The following is a 19615-nucleotide window of genomic DNA, read 5'->3' as shown; positions in this document are numbered from 1 at the left end:
CGCTCTTCGGCTCGCCAGGTCGTATCGACCCAGCTCGTTTTGAATACAAGGCGTCAACGATTGGTGGCGGGTTGTGCCCGAACGGGGAGAACTGCACCATTTTGACTTCAAAGGTCACGGACCGTAGCATCCGTCCGTTGTCTCCCGGACGCGCAGATCGCCCGGGCATCACAGCGTCAGCGGGGGATCACGTGTCGGTGACTGCCACCCAGCGAACGGGGCCGTCGGAACTGCCGCACGGGCCGGTCGCCGGCCACCGGACGGCGCAGCGCCTGGACATCCAGGGCCTGCGCGCGGTCGCCGTGGTCCTGGTGGTCGTCTACCACCTGCGGCCCGACCTGCTGCCCGGCGGTTTCGTCGGGGTCGACGTCTTCTTCGTCATCTCCGGGTTCCTGATCATCGGCAGCCTGGCCGGTCAGGTGCGCCGCAGCGGCCGTATCGGCCTGCTGGACTTCTACGCCCGCCGGTTCCGGCGGCTGCTGCCGGCGGCGACAGTGGTGTTGCTGGTCACGGTCGTGGGCACGCTGATCGTCCTGCCGCAGTCGCTCTGGCCCTCGATCCTGCGTGAGGTGGCCGCCTCGGCGCTGGACATCCAGAACTGGGCGCTGGCCATTCTGTCCACCGACTACACGCACGCCACCGTCGGCGCGTCGCCGGTGCAGCACTTCTGGTCGCTGTCGGTCGAGGAGCAGTTCTACCTCTTCATTCCGCTGGTCATGCTGCTGAGCGCGGCCCTCGGCCGCCGCCGGCCGCTGCGCGGGGTGTTCATCGGCATCACCGTGGTGACCATCGCCTCGCTCGTCTTCTCCGTCGTGTACACGCCGATCTCGCACACGCCGGCCTACTTCGTCACGCCGACCCGGGTCTGGGAGCTGGGCCTCGGCGGCCTGGCGGCGATCGCCGTGCCGCGACTGCGGATCGGCCGCGCCGTGCGGCTGATGCTCGGCTGGGTCGGCCTGGTGGCGGTCGCCGTGAGCGCCGTCGTGTTTACCACCGACATGGCCTTCCCCGGCTGGATCGCCCTGCTGCCGACCGTCGGCACGCTCGCCGTGTTGCTGGCCGGTGTGCTGCCGCAGGAGGAGGGCGCCGCCGGCGTCGAGACCGCCTCGCTGCTGGGCCGGCAGCCGCTGCGCTACATCGGTGACATCTCCTACAGCCTGTACCTCTGGCACTGGCCGTTGATCGTGTTCGCCGTCGACCTGACCGATGGCGGCGAACTGGGCCGCAAGCGGCAGCTGGCCGTGCTCGTCGCCAGCTTCGTGCTCGCGGCGTTGTCCAAGCACTTCGTGGAGGACCCCTTCCGGAAGCGGCTGAAGCAGCGCGGCAGTCTCGTGCTCGGCGCGTGCCTGATCGCGGTCAGCCTCGTCGCTTCGGTCGTGCCGTGGCAGATCGCGCAGCAGCGGCTGGACAGCCTCGCCGCATCGATCACTCTGGACGCCGACCACCCCGGCGCACTCGTGCTGGATCCGACGGGCCAGGCCAAGGCTCCGTCCGGTGTCGCCCTTCAGCCGGACCCCACGGTCGCGGGCCGGGACTTTCCCTTCGCCGGCAAGGCCGACTGCGTCCCGTTCGACTACGCGCACCACAACGTTGCCGACGCCTCCTGCGCGTACGGGGACGCCCAGGCGCCCAACACCATCGTGCTGATCGGCGATTCCCACGCCGCGATGTTCAGCACCGCGCTGGCCGACTATGTGCAGCGGAACCCGCTGTACCGGCTCAAGGTGATGATGCGCAACGGTTGCCCGTTCAGCGCAACGCCGCCGTCGGAGGCCGGGGTGGCACTGACCGACTGCTCCGACCAGGACAAGGGCGAACTCGCCGCGATCTTGGCGGCCAAGCCGGCACTGGTCGTGACGACCGCGATGTCCCAGGAGTCGTACAAGCAGGACCTGAACTGGACCTGGCGGTCGCCGCAGGCCATGGTCGACGGCTATCGCGGCGTGCTCAAGCCGCTGTCCGACGCCGGCATCCCCGTCGCCGTGATCCACGACGTGCCGCGGCCGCTCACCAGCGTGCCGGAGTGCGTGCAGCGCAACCCGCAGCAGTTCAGCCGTTGCGACACGCCACTCGACCGCGCCTTCCCACCCGCCGACACCCTCGTGCAGGCCGCTACCGGGCTGCCCGGCGCGAAGGTCGTCGACCTGACCAAGTGGCTGTGCACCGGCGCGGTCTGCCCCGGCGTCATCGGCAACGTGATCGTGTACCGGGACAACCACCTGACCAACACCTACGTGCACACCCTGAGCAAGCCGCTCGCCGACGCCCTCGGCCTGCATTAGCCGGCGGCAGAGCAGCCCCGAATCAATCCAATTCGTCGGCGGGCCTTTCGCACACCGAGCATGGGCACACCAGCGAGGTGGCCACCGCGGACCTGGTGCTGTGTCCGCACCCTTTACTGACTGAGGGGACGGCGGGCGACGAACACATACTCCGTGCTGCTCTCGGTGAACGGTTCACCGGCGAACCCGCCGTACAACGCCTCCAGTTCGAGGCCGGCGACGTCGAGTAGCCCGAGCCATTCGTTCTTCGTCGCCCACCACAGCGAGATTCTGGCGCCGTCGTCGCGGATGATGTCGGTCCTGTTGTCGCCCACCGAGTACCGGATCGTGTGTGCATGCGGTTCGTTCTGGTGCACGCCGTCGATGCGTGCGGCGAGGTGGTGGTCGAACGCGAACGCGTTCCAGGCGAACCGCCCACCCGGCCGCAACGAGGTGGCCACGCGTTCGAACGTGCGGCGGCGATCGGCCCACGTGGCCAGGTGGAGCAGCGCACGAGCCGGGCAGTAGATCAACTCCGCCGGTTCGTCGAGACGCAGGTCGCGCATGTCCGCCTCGCGCAGATCGAGTTCGACGCCCGCGCTGGCGACGCGGGTATGGGCCTGCTCAAGCATGGCCGGAGACGAGTCGAGGCCGATGACCCGCTGCCCGGTCGCACGCGCGACCGGGATCGCGACACGCCCGTTCCCCACCGCCAACTCGACCACCGGCCCGGCGGCCTCACACGCGAGACCGGTATAGAACGCGACGTCCCCGGTCACGTGCGGCCACCACTCGTCATAGTCGATCGCGAACGCCTCGTAGCTCATGGGCGGAGGCTGCCAGGCCACGACTTGGCAAAGCCAGTCAATTCCACGCATCCGCTCAATGCCGACAGGCCGGTCCAGCGGTGTTGGCGCAGGCTGTCGGGAGTCAGGCCGGGGTGAGTTCGAAGACCATGGCCTGGCCGGGGCCCAACAGTGGGGGCTGTACGCCAACCCGTTCCAGGGCGATGCCGGTCATGGTCACGCCCGCCGCGATCCACGGGGTCTGCTGGACGAAGCGGCCGGCGGCGGGGAGGAGCTCGGGCACGGCTCGCACGGTGTAGCGCCGGTCGGGGGAGAGGCCGGGGAAGCGCAACCGGGCGGGTAGGGCGTCGGGCGAGGTTTCGAGGTGGGCGTAGCAGAAGACGGCGTGGGTGGCGTCGACCACCCCATGCAGGAGCGAGCCATGGTCGGGGTGGTCGGAGCGGACGACGGTGCCGGTGTGGAGCAGGCCGCGGAGGCGCTTGTAGAGGGTGATCCACGCCCGCAGAGCGGCCAGGTCGTCCGCGGAGAGGCCGGTGAGGTCCCATTCGAGGCCGGCGTGGTTGAAAAGGGCAGTGGCGCAACGGAAAGGGAGCTCGGCGACGCGGCCGGTGGTGTGGGCCTCGGGCGGCCCGACGTGGCTGCCGATGAGCTCGGGCGGCACGAGCAGGCCCATCCAACGCTGGATGCGCTGGCGCTCGACGGCGTCGTTGGTGTCGGAAGCCCACACCCGGTCGGTGTGGGCGAGGATGCCGAGGTCGACGCGGGCCCCGCCGGAAGAGCAGGACTCGATCTCCAAAGCGGGATGGCGGGAGCGGAGCTCGTCCAGCAACCGGTAGACGGCGAGGGTCTGGGAGTGGACGAGCGACTCCATGAGGTCCCGGTTGTGGTCCCACTTGATGTAGTCGATGCGGTACTCGGAGACCAGGGAGTCCAAGCGCTCCAACAGGTATGAGTAGACGTCGGGCCGGGCGACGTTCAAGACCTGCTGGCGGCGCCAAGGCAGGGTGTCGGCGAGGAGCCAGTCGGGGTGGGCCCGCGCGAGGTCGGAGTCGGGGTTGACCATCTCGGGCTCGAACCACAGGCCGAACTGCATCCCCTTGCCCCGTACGTAATCGACGAGCGGCGCCAGGCCGGCAGGCCACACTGCGGAGTCGACGAACCAGTCGCCGAGACCGGCGGAGTCGTCGCGGCGGCCACGGAACCAGCCGTCGTCGAGCACGAAACGCTCGACACCGATCTCGGCGGCACGGTCGGCCAAAGCCTTGAGCCGGCCCAGATCGTGGTTGAAGTAGACGGCTTCCCAGGTGTTCAACACGACCGGGCGCGGCGAAGAAGGATGGGTGGGGCGGGAACGCGTCCAGGTGTGCAGACGGGCGCTCAGGCCGTCCAAACCCTGGTCGGACCAGACGAAAAACGCCCAAGGCGTCGCATACGACGAACCGGGGGACAGCAGGATCTCGCCAGGGGCAAGGATTTCCCCGGCGCCGAGCACGCTGAGGCCCTCGGGCAGACGCTCGGCGAAGTGCTCGTGGTCGCCGCTCCACGCCAGATGCACGCCCCAGACTTCCCCGTCCCGGAACCCGAAACCGGGGGTGCCGGCGACCAGCAACCCGGTGGCGTCATGGCCGGTACGGCCCCGACGGCTCTCACGGGATCGAAGCCCGTGCAGGAAAGGACTGCGCTGCGGCGACCGCTCCCGGCACCACCGGCCGGTCAGGTCCAACAGCTCGGTCGCCGACGCCGGCACGGGCAGCAGCAGCCGCAGGGCGTCCACGGTCCAGGTGTCCTCGCCGGTGTTCACGACCTCGTGCCGAACCCGCAGCACACCGGACGGATCGAGGTGCAGCTCGGTGTGGAACTCAACGCCGGCAACGGGATCAGCGGCGGTGTACGAGACCGAACTGCCGTCCACGACGACCGGGCCCAAAAGGGACGGGCGCACGTGCTGGAAGGAGCCGGCGCGATGCCCGGACGTGCCCGGGCGGCCGAGCCAGCCGTCACGGGAGGTCGGCAGCAAGGTGAGCCGGATCGGCGTGTCGACGGAGCTCGGCGGCACGCCGGGGGTGCCGGCGAGCACGAAGTCCTCGTCGACCGGCCCGAGGTCGGCGCCCCAGTGCAGCACGCGGGGCAACCCCGGGCCGGTCTCGACGACCAGGCCGGTCCCGTTCGCCGCGAGGCTGATCAGCTCACTCATGAGCGGCAACCTAGGCGACGACCGAGAACGTTTTCAACTAGCGAATCGCCACCAGCACCCGATCGTCACCGGACTGCCATACGGTGCCCACCTCGCGGAACCCCGCCTCCTGGAGCAATTCCAGGTGCGTCTCCAGCGAGGGGCCGATGCCGTGATCGTGTGCCGGCACGGCCCGCTCGCGGCGCTGGATGAGCAGGTCGGTAAACGTTTCCTCCGCCTCGACGGCGGCCCACCACTGCTCCCAGTTCTCGTTCTCGGTCACGCCCTGGCGCGCCTCGCGCTGGTGCCGCACCAGCCGCTGCAACTCCCGCAGCCGGGGCTGTTCCTCGGCGAAGTGGTCACCGTCCACGAACACCCCGCCGGGCTCGATCAACGCGGCCAGGTCCCGGTAGAGCCGGCCGAGCGCCTCGCGGGACAGCCAGTGCAACGCGGTGGTGGACACCGCGGTCTGGATCGGCCCGCTGACCTCGGCCGCCTCGATCCAGCCGGGTTCGCCCAGCCGGGCCTCGGTGAACCGCACGGCCGGCGGAGCGGTGGCGCGGGCGAAGGCCAGCAGCAGCGGATCGGTGTCGATTCCCACGAAGTGGGCGGCGGGCAGCCGCTTCACCAGTCGGCCGGCCAGCGAGCCCGGGCCGCAGCCCAGGTCGAGCACGGTGGGCGACGAATGCTGGCCGAGCGTGTCCACGAGGACGTCGCCGATCACTGTGAACCGCAGCTCACGATCGGCGATGTAGTGCTCCTGCTGCGCGTCCCAGCGACGCAGCCACTCGGCCGCGACGGCCGGTTCCACGACATCGGTGCTGGTCATGACCCCTCCCCGGGTTCGGTCCTTACTGCAACCTAGTTGCAAGAAGCTCGAATCTCAAGAGGTGGACGGCCGATCGTCGGATGCGAGCGCCGGATATGGTCTGCGACCATCCGTGCACTGTTCGAATCTGAGGTGGGGGAACACCCATGACCTGGCGACGACCGTCCCTGTTGGTAGCCGGCGTGCTACTCGCCGGCACCGCGACCGCCTGCGGCGGCGGCAGCCAGACCGCCGCCACGGCGTTCGACCCGAACAGCTGTCAGGGCGGCACGCTGGAGGTCCTCAACCAGGACGACGCCGGGTCGCACCTGGACCCGGCCCGGCTCTACACGTCCGGCGGCGGCAACATCCCGTCCCTGCTGTTCCGTACGCTGACCACGAGAACCCGCAAGGCCGGCGCGGACGGCGCGAAGGTCGCCCCCGACCTGGCCACGAACACCGGCGAGCCCAACGCCGACGCCACGGTGTGGACCTATCACCTGCGGGACGGCCTGAAGTTCGAGGACGGCACGCCGATCGCCGCCGCCGACGTGAAGTACGGCATCGAGCGCGGCTTCGCCGCCGAACTGCCCGGCGGCGCGCCGTACCTGCACGACTGGCTGGTCGGCGCGCAGAACTACGCGGGGCCGTACAAGGATCCGAACGGCATCGCGGCGATCGAGACCCCGGACGCCAAGACCATCGTCTTCCATCTCAACTCGCCGCACGGCGACTTCCCTACCTGGCAACGGCGACGCAGTTCGCGCCGGTGCCCAAGGACAAGGACAAGGGTGCGGACTACGAGAAGCACCCGGTCTCCAGCGGCCCGTACCAGATCGAGTCCTACGACAAGGGCAAGAGCATGGTGCTGGTGCGCAACACCAACTGGTCGCGCGCGATCGACCCGAACCGGCTGGCCTGCCCGGACCGCATCGAGGCGACCTACGGCCTGGACCCGGCGGTGATCAACCAGCGGCTGACCACCGGCACCGGCAAGGACGCCGACGCGGTCACCACCGACACCGACCTCGGCCCGTCGGAGCTCGCGCAGCTGGACAGCAACCCCGAGCTGGCCAAGCGGGTGGCCAAGGGCGGCTTCCCGTACACGTACTACATCTCCTTCGACACCACCAAGGCCCCGTTCGACAACCCCAAGGTGCGCCAGGCGTTCAACTACGCCATCGACCGCACCTCGGTGGTCAACGCGGCCGGCGGCAGCTCGCTGGCCTACCCGGCCACGACCTTCCTGCCCAACAACAAGAACATGGGCTACCAGCCGTTCGACTTCTTCCCGGCCGGCGCCAACGGCGACCCGGCCAAGGCCAAGCAGCTGCTGGCCGAGGCCGGCTTCCCCAACGGCCTGTCCATCACGCTGGCCCACCGCAGCCAGGACTTCAACCAGGACGGGCCGAAGGTCGCCACCGCAGTGCAGGACGCGTACCAGAAGGCCGGCATCACGGTGAAGCTGCAGAGCATCGACAGCAGCACCTACATCACGACGGTCAGCAACCCGGCCACCCAGCCGCAGGCGGCGGTGCAGGGCTGGGGCGCGGACTGGCCGTCCGGCGGGCCGTTCATCGTGCCGATCTTCGACGGCCGGCAGTACCTGGCCGGCGGCGGCAACTTCAACACCGCGCACTTCAACGACGCCAAGGTGAACGCGGACATCGACGAGATCAACAAGATCACCGACCCGGACCAGGCGGCCAAGCGCTGGGGCCAGGTGGACAGCGAGATCATGAAGCAGGCGCCGCTGGTGCCGCTGTTCCACACCACCCAGCTGCGGCTGTACGGCAAGAACGTCAAGAACGCGTTCGTGAGCGACTGGACCGGCGTCTACGACCTGTCCCAGGTGTCCGTGAAGTGACCTCCCCGGCCGACGCGCGACCCGGTTTCCGGGTGTTCGCAGGCAGGTTCCGCACCGACCGCGCCGCCGTGTTCGGCGCGGTCGTGGCGGGCCTGCTGGTGCTGCTGGCGGTGCTCGCTCCCGTGCTGACGGCGATCGAGGGGCAGGACATCGCCTCGTTCCACAACGACCTGGTCGACTCGGCCCGTGGTGGCGTGCCGATCGGGCCGCTGGGCGGGATCAGCGGTCAGCACTGGCTCGGCGTTGAGCCGCAGACCGGCCGCGACCTGTTCGCCCGGGTCGCCCAGGGCGCGCAGATCTCGTTGCTGGTGGCGGTGTCCGCGACCGTGGTGCAGGTTTTCCTCGGTGTCGTCGTGGGTCTGGCCGCGGGTCTTGGCAACAAGCTGGTGGACACCGTGCTGACCCGGCTGGCCGACATCGCGCTGGCCTTCCCGGTCATCATCTTCTCGTTGGCGCTGCTGACGATCGTGCCGGACAGCTTCCCGCGGCCGCTGCTGCTGGCGCTGGTGATCGGCGTGCTCGGCTGGGGCGGCACCGCCCGTATCAGCAGGGCCCAGACGTTGTCCTTGCGTACCAGGGACTTCGTCGCGGCGGCCCGGCTGTCCGGGGCCGGTGGGCTGCGCATCGCCCGCCGGGAGATCCTGCCGGGGCTGGCCGCGCCGGTGATCACCTACGCGGCATTGTTGTTGCCGTCCAACGTGATCACCGAGGCGGCGCTGTCCTTCCTCGGTGTCGGCGTGCGGCCGCCGACCTCGTCGTGGGGGCAGATGCTGTCCACCGCGACCACGTGGTTCCGCAGCGACGCGACGTACGTGCTGATCCCGGCGGTGATGGTGTTCCTGACCGTGCTGTCGTTCACGCTGGCCGGCGAGGGGGTCCGGGTGGCGCTCGATCCGCGCACCACGCGTCTGACCAGGAAGGCGGCCTGAGGTGCTCGGCTACGCGGTGCGCCGGATCTCCGGCGCGGTTGCGGTACTGCTGATCATGTCGGCGGTGGTGTACGCGCTGTTCTTCCTGATGCCGGCCAATCCGGCGCAGCTGGTCTGCGGCATCAAGGCCTGCACGCCGGACCGGCTGGCGCTGATCTCGCACAGCCTCGGTCTCGACGAGCCGCTGTACCTCCAGTACTGGCACTTCCTGGTCGGCCTGGTGGCCGGCCGCGACTTCAGCATGGGGCCGTCCGTCGTGCACTGTGCGGCGCCGTGCCTCGGCTATTCCTTCCAGTACACCGAACCCGTGCTGCAGATGATCGGGGAGCGGCTGCCGGTGTCCGGCTCGCTGGTGGTCGGCGCCGCGATTCTGTGGCTGTCGCTGGGGATCGGCATCGGCGTGCTGTCGGCGCTGCGCCGGGGGCGCTGGCTGGACCACGCGGTGAACGCGCTCGTGCTCGGCGGCCTGGCGGTGCCGATCTTCATCACCGGCCTGATGGCGCTGATGATCGTCTGCGTCTGGCTCCAGCTGATGCCGTTCCCGACCTGGGTTCCGTTCGACGAGGATCCCTTGCTGTGGGCGCAGAACCTGATCCTGCCGTGGATCGTGCTGGCGCTGACCACCATGCCGGTGTACGTCCGGATGTCGCGGGCCGGCATGCTGGAGACGTTGGCCGAGGACCACATCCGCACCGCCCGGGCCTACGGCCTGCCGGAGCGGCAGGTGATCGGCCGGCATGCGCTGCGCGGCGCGCTCAGCCCGCTGATCACGTTGGCCGCCTTGGACATCGCCGGCATCCTGACCGCGTCGGTGCTCACCGAGTCGGTGTTCGGCCTGCCCGGCCTCGGCCAGATGACCGTGCAGGCGGTGCGCAACGTCGACCTGCCGGTGGTGGTCGGGCTGGTGCTGCTGATCGGGTTCGTCATCGTGGTCTGCAACACGATCGCCGACCTGCTCTACGCGGCGGTCGACAAGAGGGTGAGCGTGCAGTGACTGAAACCGTTGTGTCGGTGCGGGATCTGGTCATCGACTTCCACACCGAGGGCGACACGGTCCGCGCGGTCGACGGGTTGAGCTTCGAGCTGGCGGCCGGCCGGGCGCTGGGCATCGTGGGGGAGTCGGGCTCCGGCAAGAGCGCGACTGCCTTGGCGCTGCTGGGTTTGCACCGTGGCGGCAACGCCGAGCTGGCCGGCGAGATCGACGTGCTCGGCACGAAGGTGCTGACGGCGTCGGACGAGCAGGTGCGGCGGCTGCGCGGCGACCGGATCGCCATGGTGTTCCAGGACCCGCTGTCCGCGCTGGACCCGTTCTTCAGCGTCGGTGACCAGATCGTCGAGGTGTACCGGGCGCACAACAAGGTGGACAAGCGGTCCGCGCGGGCCAAGGCGGTCGAGGTGCTGGACCGGGTCGGCATTCCGGCGGCGGCCAGGCGGGTCAACGCCTATCCGCACGAGTTCTCCGGCGGCATGCGGCAGCGGGCCCTGATCGCCATGGCCCTGGCGCTGTCGCCCGAGGTGCTGGTGGCCGACGAGCCGACCACGGCGCTGGACGTGACCGTGCAGGCGCAGATCCTGGACCTGATCCACGACCTGCGGACCGAGACCGGGATGGCGCTGAGCCTGGTCACGCACGACCTGGCGGTGGCCGCCGGCAACGTGGACGACGTGCTGGTCATGCAGCATGGCAAGGCCGTCGAGCACGGCCCGGCCGGCGAGGTCCTCGGTGCGCCGACCGCGACGTACACGCGGGAGCTGGTCGCGGCGATCCCGCGGCTGGAACAGCCGCGGGAGTCCAAGGTGGTCGGCGGCGAGCCGTTGGTGCGGATCGAGGACGTGCACCAGGTGTTCAGCGTCGGGTCGTTCCTGAACCGGTCGAAGGTGCACGCGGTCGACGGCGTGACCCTGGACGTGCTGCGCGGCGAGTCGCTCGGCGTGGTCGGGGAGAGCGGCAGCGGCAAGACCACGCTGGCCCGCATGATCGTCCGCCTGCTCCGGCCGACCTCCGGCCGGATCCGGTTCGACGGCCGGGACATCGCGTCGGACCAGGAGCTCCGCGCGGTTCGGCGGGACATGCAGATGGTGTTCCAGGACCCGGTGTCCTCGCTCAACCCGCGCCGCACGATCGGGGAGAGCATCGCCGACCCGCTGCGTGTGCAGGGCGAGGACGCGTCCCGGAACCGGGTCCGTGAGCTGCTCGAGCTGGTCGGCCTCGACCCGGACCGGATCGACCGCTATCCGCACGAGTTCTCCGGCGGGCAGCGGCAGCGCATCGGCATCGCGCGGGCCATCGGGCTGCGGCCCAAGCTGCTGGTGTGCGACGAGCCGGTGTCGGCGTTGGACGTGTCGACCCAGTCCCAGATCATCCGGCTGCTAGCCTCCCTGCGGACCGAGTTCGACCTGACGTTGATCTTCGTCGCGCACGATCTCGCGGTGGTGCGGCAGGTCAGCGACCGGGTCGCGGTGATGAGCAAGGGAGTCGTGGTGGAGCTCGGCGAGACCGACGCGCTGTACGACAATCCCACGCACCCGTACACCAAGTCGCTGCTGGCCGCCGTGCCGGTGCTCGACCCCGAGCTGGCCCGGCAGCGGCGGTTGGAACGCGGGCAGCTGACGGCGTGAAGGTGTTCCGGTGGCCGGTCGTGATCGGGGTCGGCGCGGCCGTGGCCGCCGTCGGGCTCGTCGCCGGCTACTGGGACCCCGTCGACCACGCGGCCGTCGACTCGCGGCACGCGGCGGCGCGCATCGAGCTCCAGGCCGACGACGTCGAGGGACGGGTGCATGGGGTCGCGGAGCTGGAGCAGGTGATCAAGCAGTCGCCCGACGACCAGCCCGTGGTGATCACCGAGCTGGCCGGGTTCCTCCGCACCGTGACCGACGCCAAGAACTGCCAGCCGGTCGGCCGGGACGTGCAGGCGGCGCTGACCGTGCTCGCCCGGCGCATGGCGGGATCGGACCGGGGCACTGCCCTCGACCTGCACGCCACGTGCCTGCGCAACGCGGACATGACCGACATCTCCTTGGTGCAGGCCAATCTGACCGGGGCGAATCTGAGCGGCGCCAACCTGACCCGGGCCATCCTGGACGGCGCCGACCTGCGCGGGGCCAACCTGTCCGGGGCCAACCTCCGTGACGCCCATGTGGTCGCCGCCAACCTCACGTCGGCGAACTTGGACGGCGCCCACACCGAGGGCCTGCACGTCGGCTGATTCCCCCGCTGGCTGTGCGGGGGCTTGCCACATGCGCTTCCTATGTGGCGTTGGGTGACATGTGGGAAGCGCATGTGGCGATAAGGGGGTAGTAGCGGGGCAACCTGGAGCTATGGCGTACCCACCTGGGCGCGGGCCTGGGCGAGCAGGTCGGCGGCGTGGCCGGCGACGGCGTAGCGGGCCGCGTTCAGGGCACCGATGGCGGCGCCGAGCGGGTCGGGGTTGGTGGCGTTGTGCAGGGCCATCCACAGCTGGTGGTGCTGCCCCTCGAACAGACCGGAGCGGCGGGCCAGCAGCTCGGCCTCGGGGGTCAGGGCGCAGGCGGCCAGCGAGGCGACGGCCTCCGGGTGGTCGGAGATCTCGGAGTGGTCGACGGCGAAGGCGGCGGCCCACCAGGCCAACTCGCGGAGTCGGTCCGCCGGCAGGGCGGCCAGCAGGTCGGTGTCGGCGCCGAGGGGACCGTGCCCGGGCCACCGGCGGGTGCCGTCGGCCAGCAACTGCTCGGTGTACAGCTCGGGCAGCAGCGGCAGGATCGCGTAGCCGACATCGGCGGCCGCGATGTGGCGCAGGTCGTCGGGCGTCAGGGTGATCCCGGTGAACCTGGTGGCGGCGAGCAGGCCCTTGGCGCTGAGGTGATACGGGTCGTCGAGGTCGACGTCGGCCAGCAACGCCAGCACCTCGGGGGAATCGGTGGCCTCGGGCCGCAGATCGAACGACGCCAGCACGGTACCGTCGCGAGCCACGGAGAGTCGGCGCGTGCCGTTGACGTTCCAGAACATGCTGGCGGCACGGCCGGTCGACGAAAGGCCGCGCAGCACCGGCTGGTTGCTGCCTTGCCAGCCGTTGAACTCGACGGCGATCACACCGTCCGGCCGGTCGAGCACGCACACCCACGGATCGATGTTCTGGTAGTCGCGGTCCTGGAACTCCAGCAGCGGCAACGGCTTTGCCGGGTCGGCGCCGAAGGCGCGCAGCACATCGGCGCTCGACCGGCCGGGGACGAAGGTGATGGTGGCGGCGTCCCGCAGCATGCTCGACTCGACCCAGTGGTAGACGGCGTCGGGGGCGACGACCAGCGGCGGCTCGGGCTCGCCGCGCAGCACGTAGCCCAGCCGGTCGGAATGCTTGTGCACCAACGGTTCGGCGGCAGGCGAGGGCCAGATGACGAGCTCGTAGTACTCCCGGTCCTCGCCACGGTCGCGCGCGCTGACCAGGGCGCGGTAGTCGCCCGGCCACGGGGGAGCGAGGTTGCGCTGACCGGAGTCGCCGGACACGACCGCGCCGCCGGCCGGTGCGTGCCAGCTGATCTCGACAACCTCATGCCACAGCGAGAGATCCGGCTCCGGCGGCGCCTCCACGACCCGCATGGTGAACGAAACGGACCCCGACTCCAGGCCGGAACGGACGGCCAGGCCACCGGGAATCGCCGTCACCAGGCCGTTGGCCGAGAAGTCCACAGTGGACTCAAACGGGTGTTCGGCCAGGGTGAACACGTGGTCGGTGACCATGGCGCGGCCGCGGCCGCGCCGCGGCAGCCGGTACTCGGCGCGGCGCTTGGCCAGCACGGCGTCAGCGTAACCGGCGGGCATCGGGGCGGTCCGCAGGATCGGCGCCGCGACGCCGATGGCCGCGCCGATGATGGCCGGAGCCGTTACGTGCGGCCATAACGGGCGCAGGACGATGGCCGCCGCGACGACGGCCAGCGCGAGATGGCGAGAACCGTGCGCGGCGGCGATGGCGGCCTCGTCCGCACCGTCGCCGACGAGCAGGGGAGCGACCTCGGGATGGCCGACGAGTTCGGCGACGACGTACGTGACCATGTCGACGGCACCGGGCACGAAAGCGTCCAGTTTGGACAGTTCGATGGTCAGCTCGCTGTCCGTGGAGCTGAAGGCGACGCCAACGCGGCGCACGTCGTCCGGCAGTGTCGGCAGGGCCGCGACCAGCGACGGCACCGGCAGATCCAGCGCCGCCACGGTCAGCTCCAGCGCACCGAGCAGCCGTTCGGCGGTCTGCGCCGACACGCCGTGAAGCCGGTTGCGGGCGGTGGCCGGCCGCTGGCGGCCGGGAAAGGGATCGGCCGGCGGCTGGGCGAGCCGACCCAGTTCCGCCGCCGGCGTCGGCGGCACGACGGCGGCCACCCGTCCCAGCTCAGCCGCGGTTACCCGTGCGATCGCATCGACCGCGGCTACCGGCAGATCGGTCGTCGGCCCTAACACTGCACCCCCGGTTCACTTGACCGGCAACAGAATGGCAGACGGGTGGGCGGCGTCGTGGAAGATCTCCAGATTCGTCACGTACGGCGTCGCGGCGGTCGCCACCGGCTCGTCGTTGCCCAGGTTGCGGGCGTAGCGCGGGAACGCCCCGGCCGAGACCTGAACACGGATGCGGTGCCCGCGCCGGAACACGTGCGCGGTCGGCGTCAGCTCGACCGACACCTTGGCGATCCCGTCCGGCCGAACCTTGACCAGGTCGTCGCAGATGTTGACCGAGCGGCCCTTGCGGTCCACGTCGCACAGCCGCACGAACAGGTCGCAGGACGGCCGGTCGGCCCGCAGCCACACCTCGGCCGCCACCTCGCCGATCACCTCGACGTCGTTCGCCAGCACGTCCGAGGTGAACGTCAGCACGTCGGAACGCCGCTCCACCGGCCGGTTGTCCACCGGACCCGCGCCTCGGGCCTCCAACTTCGCGCCGCCGATCGACGGCGTCGGATCGGACGGGTCGTACGTGAAGGCGGACGGTGCGACGAACGCCGCCGGCTCCTGACCCAAAGCGTTGCCCTCACGCAGATGCCAGCGCTGCTGCGCGTAGCCGGCCGGCGGCCACTGGTCGAACTCCCGCCACTGCTTGACGCCCATCACGAATAGCCGCACCGGCGCCCGATACCCCGGCTTGGCCCCGCGGGCCAGCGGCCCGGCCCAGCGCACGGTCTCCCAGATCGCCGCGGAGATGCCCCGCGGATCGGAATGCGCCCACGGGCCGATGGTCAGCCGCGGCGGCCGCCCGGCGGCAACCAGCGCGTGGTAGTCCTTCAGCTGGTCGGCCAGGAAGATGTCGTACCAGCCGGCGATCGAGCTCACCGGCACCTTCACGTCGCCGACGGTGTCGCTGAAATCCTCGTCCTTCCAGTACGGGTCGTCCTGGTCGTGGTGGATGCAGTCCTGGTAGAACGGCCACTCCCGACCCAGCGCCACCTTGTCGCCGTCGGCCAGCGGCAGCGTGTGCATCGCCGCCTCGACCTTCTTGCGCTCCAGCATCGCCCGCAGCGACGCGTACGGCCGCTCCTGCCGGGCCGTCAGCACCGACCAGTTCATCAGCGTCTCGAGCTCGATCCGGCCCGGCCGCAGGAAGGTCATGGCCAGCCGCGACGACGTCACGTGCGGCACCATGGCCTTGACCTGCACGGGCGCGTCGGCGGCGACGACCCATTGCGTGTAGCCGAGATAGCTGGCGCCGGTCAGCACGACGGAACCGTTGAACCACGGCTGGTCGGCCAGCCAGCGCAGCACGGCGTGGCCGTCGGCCCGCTCCTGCCGCATGGCCCGGAACTCGCCGCCACCCGAGCCGAACGTGCCGCGGGTGCTGACCATCAGCACGTGGAAGCCGCGCTCGGCCAGCAGGCGGCCCATCAGCCAGCCCAGCGGGCCCTTGCGGCCGTACGGCGTGCGGACGAGGGCCGTGGGGAGATCCCTGGCCCGGTCCGAATCAGGCGCTGGCGACCAGCGGTCCGCGAGCAGCGTCACACCGTCGTCCGCGGCGATGCGGAGATCACGCTCCACCGCCACCTTGCGCGCCGTCGCCGGCGGCAGCTTCAGCAACCGTTGCGCGACCCAACCAGTCACCGTCATCGCCCCAGCCTGCCATGCTCACGCTGAGTGCGCGTCCGGTACCGCGACCACGGTCGGCGTTCGGGTGATTACTGCCCGTTTCGCTAGGCCGAGCGGGTTGTTCTGGGTGAACCCGGATCAAACGGACGCGCATCGGGGTAACTCCATGGTGCATTCTTGCTGGTACCGGCCCAGCGAGGGCAGGAGGTACCCAATGCCAGACAGCTCAGCGGCACTTCCGCTCCGCAACTACAACCGGCTCACGCTCGGTGAGCTGGCCGATTCCATCCTGAGCCTGACCGCCCATGAACTGCACCAGTTGTTGGCTTACGAATGGGTGCACGCGCAGCGGGGCGAGGTACTCGGGATGCTGCGTGCCCGACTCACGGAACTCGGCACCGGAGTCGCCCCTTCGGGCACTCCGTCGGTGTTCATTCCGCAGCAGGCGACCAGTCCCGAGAACCTGCCGGTGATGCCCCGTATCGAGGCCCCCGTCGAGGGAACAGAACACGAGCGTCCGACGTTGTGATGGGTGGTCGGCGGCGAGCGAGCCGCGGTGACCGCGTCGATGATCCCCCTCACATCCGCGGATAGCGGCAGTCCCGAATGCCGCCCGCAGGCGCCCCGCCGACCCCGGTCGCCGTTCCGGGACAACTACCCCCGTGCGTCCCGGAACGGCGTGCCCCGAAGGTGCTCCCCAAGGTGCTCGCAGCCCTGGCCGGTTTCCCGTTTCGACACTGTCGACGTGATCAGAATTACCTGAACCCGTATTTCGGGAGTCAAATCCGTGTGGACGGGGTAAGAGAAGGGGCAGAGGTCGGGGAAAGGAACCTGAGATGAGCGTTGACCGTGACTTCACGGGGTGGGCCGAGCCGGAAACAGACCGGGTCGCGTTGGGCGAGCCCGAGCCGGGCCGTCATCGTGCGGACACCGTGAGCAACGGGATCAGCGTCGAGGAGCTGCTGGTGCGCAACGGCCAGGGCCGGCTCTGAGATGTGACGTAGCCGACGCCGGGCCCCGGCGTCACGCTACGTGGAATTAACCGTCCCGTACTCGCGTTGGACAGCATGCGGACGCCCGAGAGGGGCCGACCGGCTCCCGGAGTCCGCTACTCCTCGAACGTAGCAAAGCAACAGCCTTGCGCGCTCGGGACCGGCGAAAGACGTGAGGAGGTCATCGTGGCGGAGGTGAGGACGCCCCGGCAGCGGGTCGCGACCGACGGCGACCAGGACCTGGTGCGGCACTACCTGGCCGACATCGGGACCACCCCGCTGCTGACGGCCCCCGAAGAGGTGTCGCTGTCGCGGCGCATCGAGGCCGGCGTGTACGCCGCCGAGCTGCTGCGCACCGGCGAGCTGGGGGGCCGCACGCGCGAGGAACTGGCCATGGTGGCCAGGGACGGCGAGCAGGCCAGGGATCACATGATCCGGGCCAACCTGCGGCTGGTGGTCTCCACCGCCCGCAAGTACAGCCACCGCGGGCTGCCGTTCCTCGACGTCATCCAGGAAGGCAACCTGGGCCTGATCCGCGCGGTCGAGAAGTTCGACTACGCCAAGGGCTTCAAGTTCTCCACCTACGCGATGTGGTGGATCCGGCAGGCGATCGAGCGCGGGGTCGCGGAGACCTCGCGGGTGATCCGGCTGCCCGTCCACGTCGTCGAGCAGGTGAACAAGATCGCCAAGGCCGACCGGCAGCTCAACCTGAAGCTGGGCCGTGAGCCCTCGACGCTGGAGATCGCCGAGGAGGTCGGCCTGCCCGTCGAGCGGGTGGACGAGCTGCGCCGGGCCAGCCGCGAGGCCACCAGCCTGGACGCGCCCGTCGGCGAGGACGGCGAGACCACGGTGTCCGACCTGATCGAGGACACCGAGTCGGTGCGGGCCAGCGACGTGCTGGAGCGGGAGGCGCTGACCGAGTCGGTGCGGGCCGTGGTCAACACGTTGCCGCAGCGGGAGGCTCTGATCGTCAGCCTGCGGTTCGGGCTCGACGGCGGCAACCCGCGGACGCTGCAGGAGGTCGCGGAGCGGGTCGGGCTGACCCGGGAGCGCGTGCGTCAGCTGGAGAAGGGCGCACTGGCCCAATTGCGCAATCCGGAGCACAGCAGGCCGCTGTTGGAGTGGGCCAGCTGAGCCGAACCCCGAGGGCTTGATAGGCCGAGTGGCGTAATCCGGGCGGTAACCGCCGTACGGAAACGTGACTCGGCCCCTCCGCAAGATACCTTCGTGGGGTGTCCCCCGAAGACTTCGTTTCCTCGGGCCACGTTCCGCCGCGCTGTCGTCACTGTTGGTCCTGGCCGTGACGGCTGCCTGCGGAACGGCCGTGCCCGCCGTGAAGACCGGCACCGGTGTCACCGACAAGACGATCAGACTGGGCGTGCTCAGCGATCTGTCGGGACCGTTCGGCCCGCTCGGTGAGGCAGTGGTGCAGGGCAACCAGCTCTACATCGACAAGCTGAACGCCGCCGGCGGCGTCTGCGGCCGCAAGATCGAGCTGGACGTGCAGGACACCGGCTTCGACACCGACAAGGCGGTCAAGCTCTACTTCAAGCAGGAGCCCAGCGTGCTGGGCCTGCTCCAGGTCGTCGGCAGCGACATCACCAGCCGGATCACCCCGGACATGCTCCAGCAGCAGGTGATGGCCGCGCCGACGTCCTGGTCGAGCAGCCTGCTCGGCAACCCGTACATGGTGGTGGTCGGCGCCACCTACGACCTCGACGTGATCAACAGCCTGGACTACCTGGTGCGACAGGGGAAGCTCCAGAAGGGCGACACGATCGGGCACATCTACCTCGAGGACCCGGAGTACGGCGGCAACGCGCTGCAGGGCAGCCAGTTCGTCGCCGACAAGCTCGGGCTGACGCTCAAGGCCCTCGAGGTGCCGCCGACCAAGAAGGACTTCACCGCCGAGGTCGCGCAGCTCAAGGCGGCCGGGGCCAAGGCCGTCGCGATCAGCACCTATCCCCAGCAGACCGCCACCATCGTCGGCACCGCCGCCCAGATGGGGCTGACCGTGCCGTTCCTGGTGTCCAACCCCGGCTTCGACCCGGCGGTGCTGGCCAGCCCGGCCGGCCCGGCCATCCAGCAGCTGGTGTTCGTGTCGTCCTCGGTGTCCCCGTTCGGGGCCAAGCTGCCGGCCGCCGAGGAGCTCGCCACCGCCTACAAGGCCAAGTTCCCCAACGGAAAGCCGTCCATGGCCGTGGACTACGGCTACGTCGTCGGCATCGGCTACGGGGCCATCCTCAAGCGGGCCTGTGACGAGGGCGACCTGACGCGGGCCGGCGTCCAGAAGGCGTTCCACGAGCTGACCGGTGTGGACACCGGCGGGCTCACCGCGCCGCTGCTGTTCTCGTCGTCGAACTACCCGTCCAGCCGGCAGTCCTTCGTGCTGCGTCCCAACCCGAACACGCCGGGCGGTCTGGACATCGTGGACCCGCTGAAGGAATCGGATCTGGTCCGTCAGCGGATCGGGTGATTTTTGGTCCACTGTGGACGGACCAGGCTGGGATGGCGGCGGGCTTTGTGAGCGGGACTGCCCGCCGCCATCAGCATCAGCTCCTGGTCCGGCGTGGGACAGCCGTCGGCCATGGCCTTCTCGGCCAGCGCCAGCGGGATCACCTCGGCCAGCCTCGGGCCGGGGATCACCGGCGGGGTCGGCCGACGGCGGAACAGGCGCGCGAGGGCGCGAAGACCGAGCATGACGGGTCCTCCCGTGAGCCGCGAACTTCAAGTGTGACAGTGG

The 19615-nt window shown here is 70.0% G+C and carries 15 protein-coding genes and 1 pseudogene; 10 read left to right on the top strand and 6 right to left on the bottom strand.

Annotated features, from left to right (window positions below; genetic code table 11):
* Positions 1-197: 197 nt before the first annotated feature.
* Positions 198-2282: an acyltransferase family protein gene (locus M3Q35_RS17440; RefSeq protein WP_273942905.1), complete on the top strand. Its 2085-nt coding sequence runs from the start codon at positions 198-200 to the stop codon at positions 2280-2282.
* Positions 2283-2395: 113 nt separating this feature from the next.
* On the opposite strand, the gene M3Q35_RS17435 is transcribed toward M3Q35_RS17440, so the two are convergent.
* From M3Q35_RS17435 to M3Q35_RS17425, 3 genes are all read right to left on the bottom strand, one after another.
* Positions 2396-3088 carry a class I SAM-dependent methyltransferase gene (locus M3Q35_RS17435; protein ID WP_273942904.1) on the bottom strand — a complete coding sequence of 231 codons (693 nt, stop codon included), beginning with the start codon at positions 3086-3088 and terminating at the stop codon, positions 2396-2398.
* Positions 3089-3191: 103 nt separating this feature from the next.
* Entirely contained in the window at positions 3192-5261 is a 2070-nt protein-coding gene (locus tag M3Q35_RS17430; protein WP_273942903.1) for an alpha-galactosidase, read from the bottom strand.
* A gap of 37 nt (positions 5262-5298) precedes the next feature.
* On the bottom strand, positions 5299-6069 hold the full coding sequence (locus M3Q35_RS17425) for a class I SAM-dependent methyltransferase (protein WP_273942902.1): 771 nt from the start codon (positions 6067-6069) through the stop codon (positions 5299-5301).
* A gap of 146 nt (positions 6070-6215) precedes the next feature.
* Between M3Q35_RS17425 and M3Q35_RS48910 the strand changes: the two are divergent.
* The 5 genes and pseudogenes from M3Q35_RS48910 to M3Q35_RS17395 all read left to right on the top strand — a co-directional run bounded on the left by M3Q35_RS48910 (position 6216) and on the right by M3Q35_RS17395 (position 12050).
* A pseudogene (locus tag M3Q35_RS48910) lies at positions 6216-7915 on the top strand (ABC transporter substrate-binding protein).
* Positions 7916-7947: 32 nt separating this feature from the next.
* The gene (locus M3Q35_RS17410) at positions 7948-8844 is read left to right on the top strand and encodes an ABC transporter permease (RefSeq protein WP_273942899.1); all 897 of its coding nucleotides are present in this window, start codon (positions 7948-7950) and stop codon (positions 8842-8844) included.
* Position 8845: 1 nt separating this feature from the next.
* Entirely contained in the window at positions 8846-9838 is a 993-nt protein-coding gene (locus M3Q35_RS17405; RefSeq protein WP_273942898.1) for an ABC transporter permease, read from the top strand.
* Positions 9835-11463: an ABC transporter ATP-binding protein gene (locus M3Q35_RS17400; protein ID WP_273942896.1), complete on the top strand. Its 1629-nt coding sequence runs from the start codon at positions 9835-9837 to the stop codon at positions 11461-11463. Before M3Q35_RS17405 ends, M3Q35_RS17400 begins: the two co-directional genes overlap by 4 nt.
* Positions 11460-12050 (top strand): pentapeptide repeat-containing protein, encoded by a 591-nt coding sequence (locus tag M3Q35_RS17395; RefSeq protein WP_273942895.1) that lies wholly within the window; start codon positions 11460-11462, stop codon positions 12048-12050. The genes M3Q35_RS17400 and M3Q35_RS17395 overlap by 4 nt, the downstream gene beginning before the upstream one ends.
* 110 nt (positions 12051-12160) lie before the next feature.
* On the opposite strand, the gene M3Q35_RS17390 is transcribed toward M3Q35_RS17395, so the two are convergent.
* Entirely contained in the window at positions 12161-14191 is a 2031-nt protein-coding gene (locus tag M3Q35_RS17390) for a DUF6461 domain-containing protein (RefSeq protein ID WP_273942894.1), read from the bottom strand.
* Positions 14192-14281: 90 nt separating this feature from the next.
* Positions 14282-15901 (bottom strand): CocE/NonD family hydrolase, encoded by a 1620-nt coding sequence (locus M3Q35_RS17385; RefSeq protein ID WP_273942893.1) that lies wholly within the window; start codon positions 15899-15901, stop codon positions 14282-14284.
* A gap of 193 nt (positions 15902-16094) precedes the next feature.
* Here M3Q35_RS17385 and M3Q35_RS17380 point away from each other — a divergent pair, with 193 nt between their 5' ends.
* The 4 genes from M3Q35_RS17380 to M3Q35_RS17365 all read left to right on the top strand — a co-directional run bounded on the left by M3Q35_RS17380 (position 16095) and on the right by M3Q35_RS17365 (position 19348).
* Complete coding sequence (locus tag M3Q35_RS17380) at positions 16095-16409, top strand: DUF8129 domain-containing protein (protein ID WP_273942892.1); 315 nt, start codon at positions 16095-16097, stop codon at positions 16407-16409.
* Between the two features lie 307 nt (positions 16410-16716).
* A complete protein-coding gene (locus M3Q35_RS17375; RefSeq protein WP_273942890.1) occupies positions 16717-16872 on the top strand; it encodes a hypothetical protein in 156 nt (51 codons plus the stop codon).
* A 186-nt stretch (positions 16873-17058) separates the two neighbouring features.
* Positions 17059-18006: a sigma-70 family RNA polymerase sigma factor gene (locus M3Q35_RS17370; protein WP_337960596.1), complete on the top strand. Its 948-nt coding sequence runs from the start codon at positions 17059-17061 to the stop codon at positions 18004-18006.
* Between the two features lie 190 nt (positions 18007-18196).
* Positions 18197-19348: an ABC transporter substrate-binding protein gene (locus M3Q35_RS17365; protein ID WP_273942888.1), complete on the top strand. Its 1152-nt coding sequence runs from the start codon at positions 18197-18199 to the stop codon at positions 19346-19348.
* Here the strand turns inward: M3Q35_RS17365 and M3Q35_RS17360 are convergent.
* Complete coding sequence (locus tag M3Q35_RS17360; RefSeq protein ID WP_273942887.1) at positions 19333-19572, bottom strand: hypothetical protein; 240 nt, start codon at positions 19570-19572, stop codon at positions 19333-19335. The genes M3Q35_RS17365 and M3Q35_RS17360 overlap by 16 nt on opposite strands.
* Positions 19573-19615: the final 43 nt, after the last annotated feature.

This window comes from Kutzneria chonburiensis (assembly GCF_028622115.1).
Classification (GTDB): Bacteria; Actinomycetota; Actinomycetes; order Mycobacteriales; family Pseudonocardiaceae; genus Kutzneria; species Kutzneria chonburiensis.
Note: the sequence above shows the minus strand (reverse complement) of the source record. Positions and strands in the feature narration are given on the sequence as shown.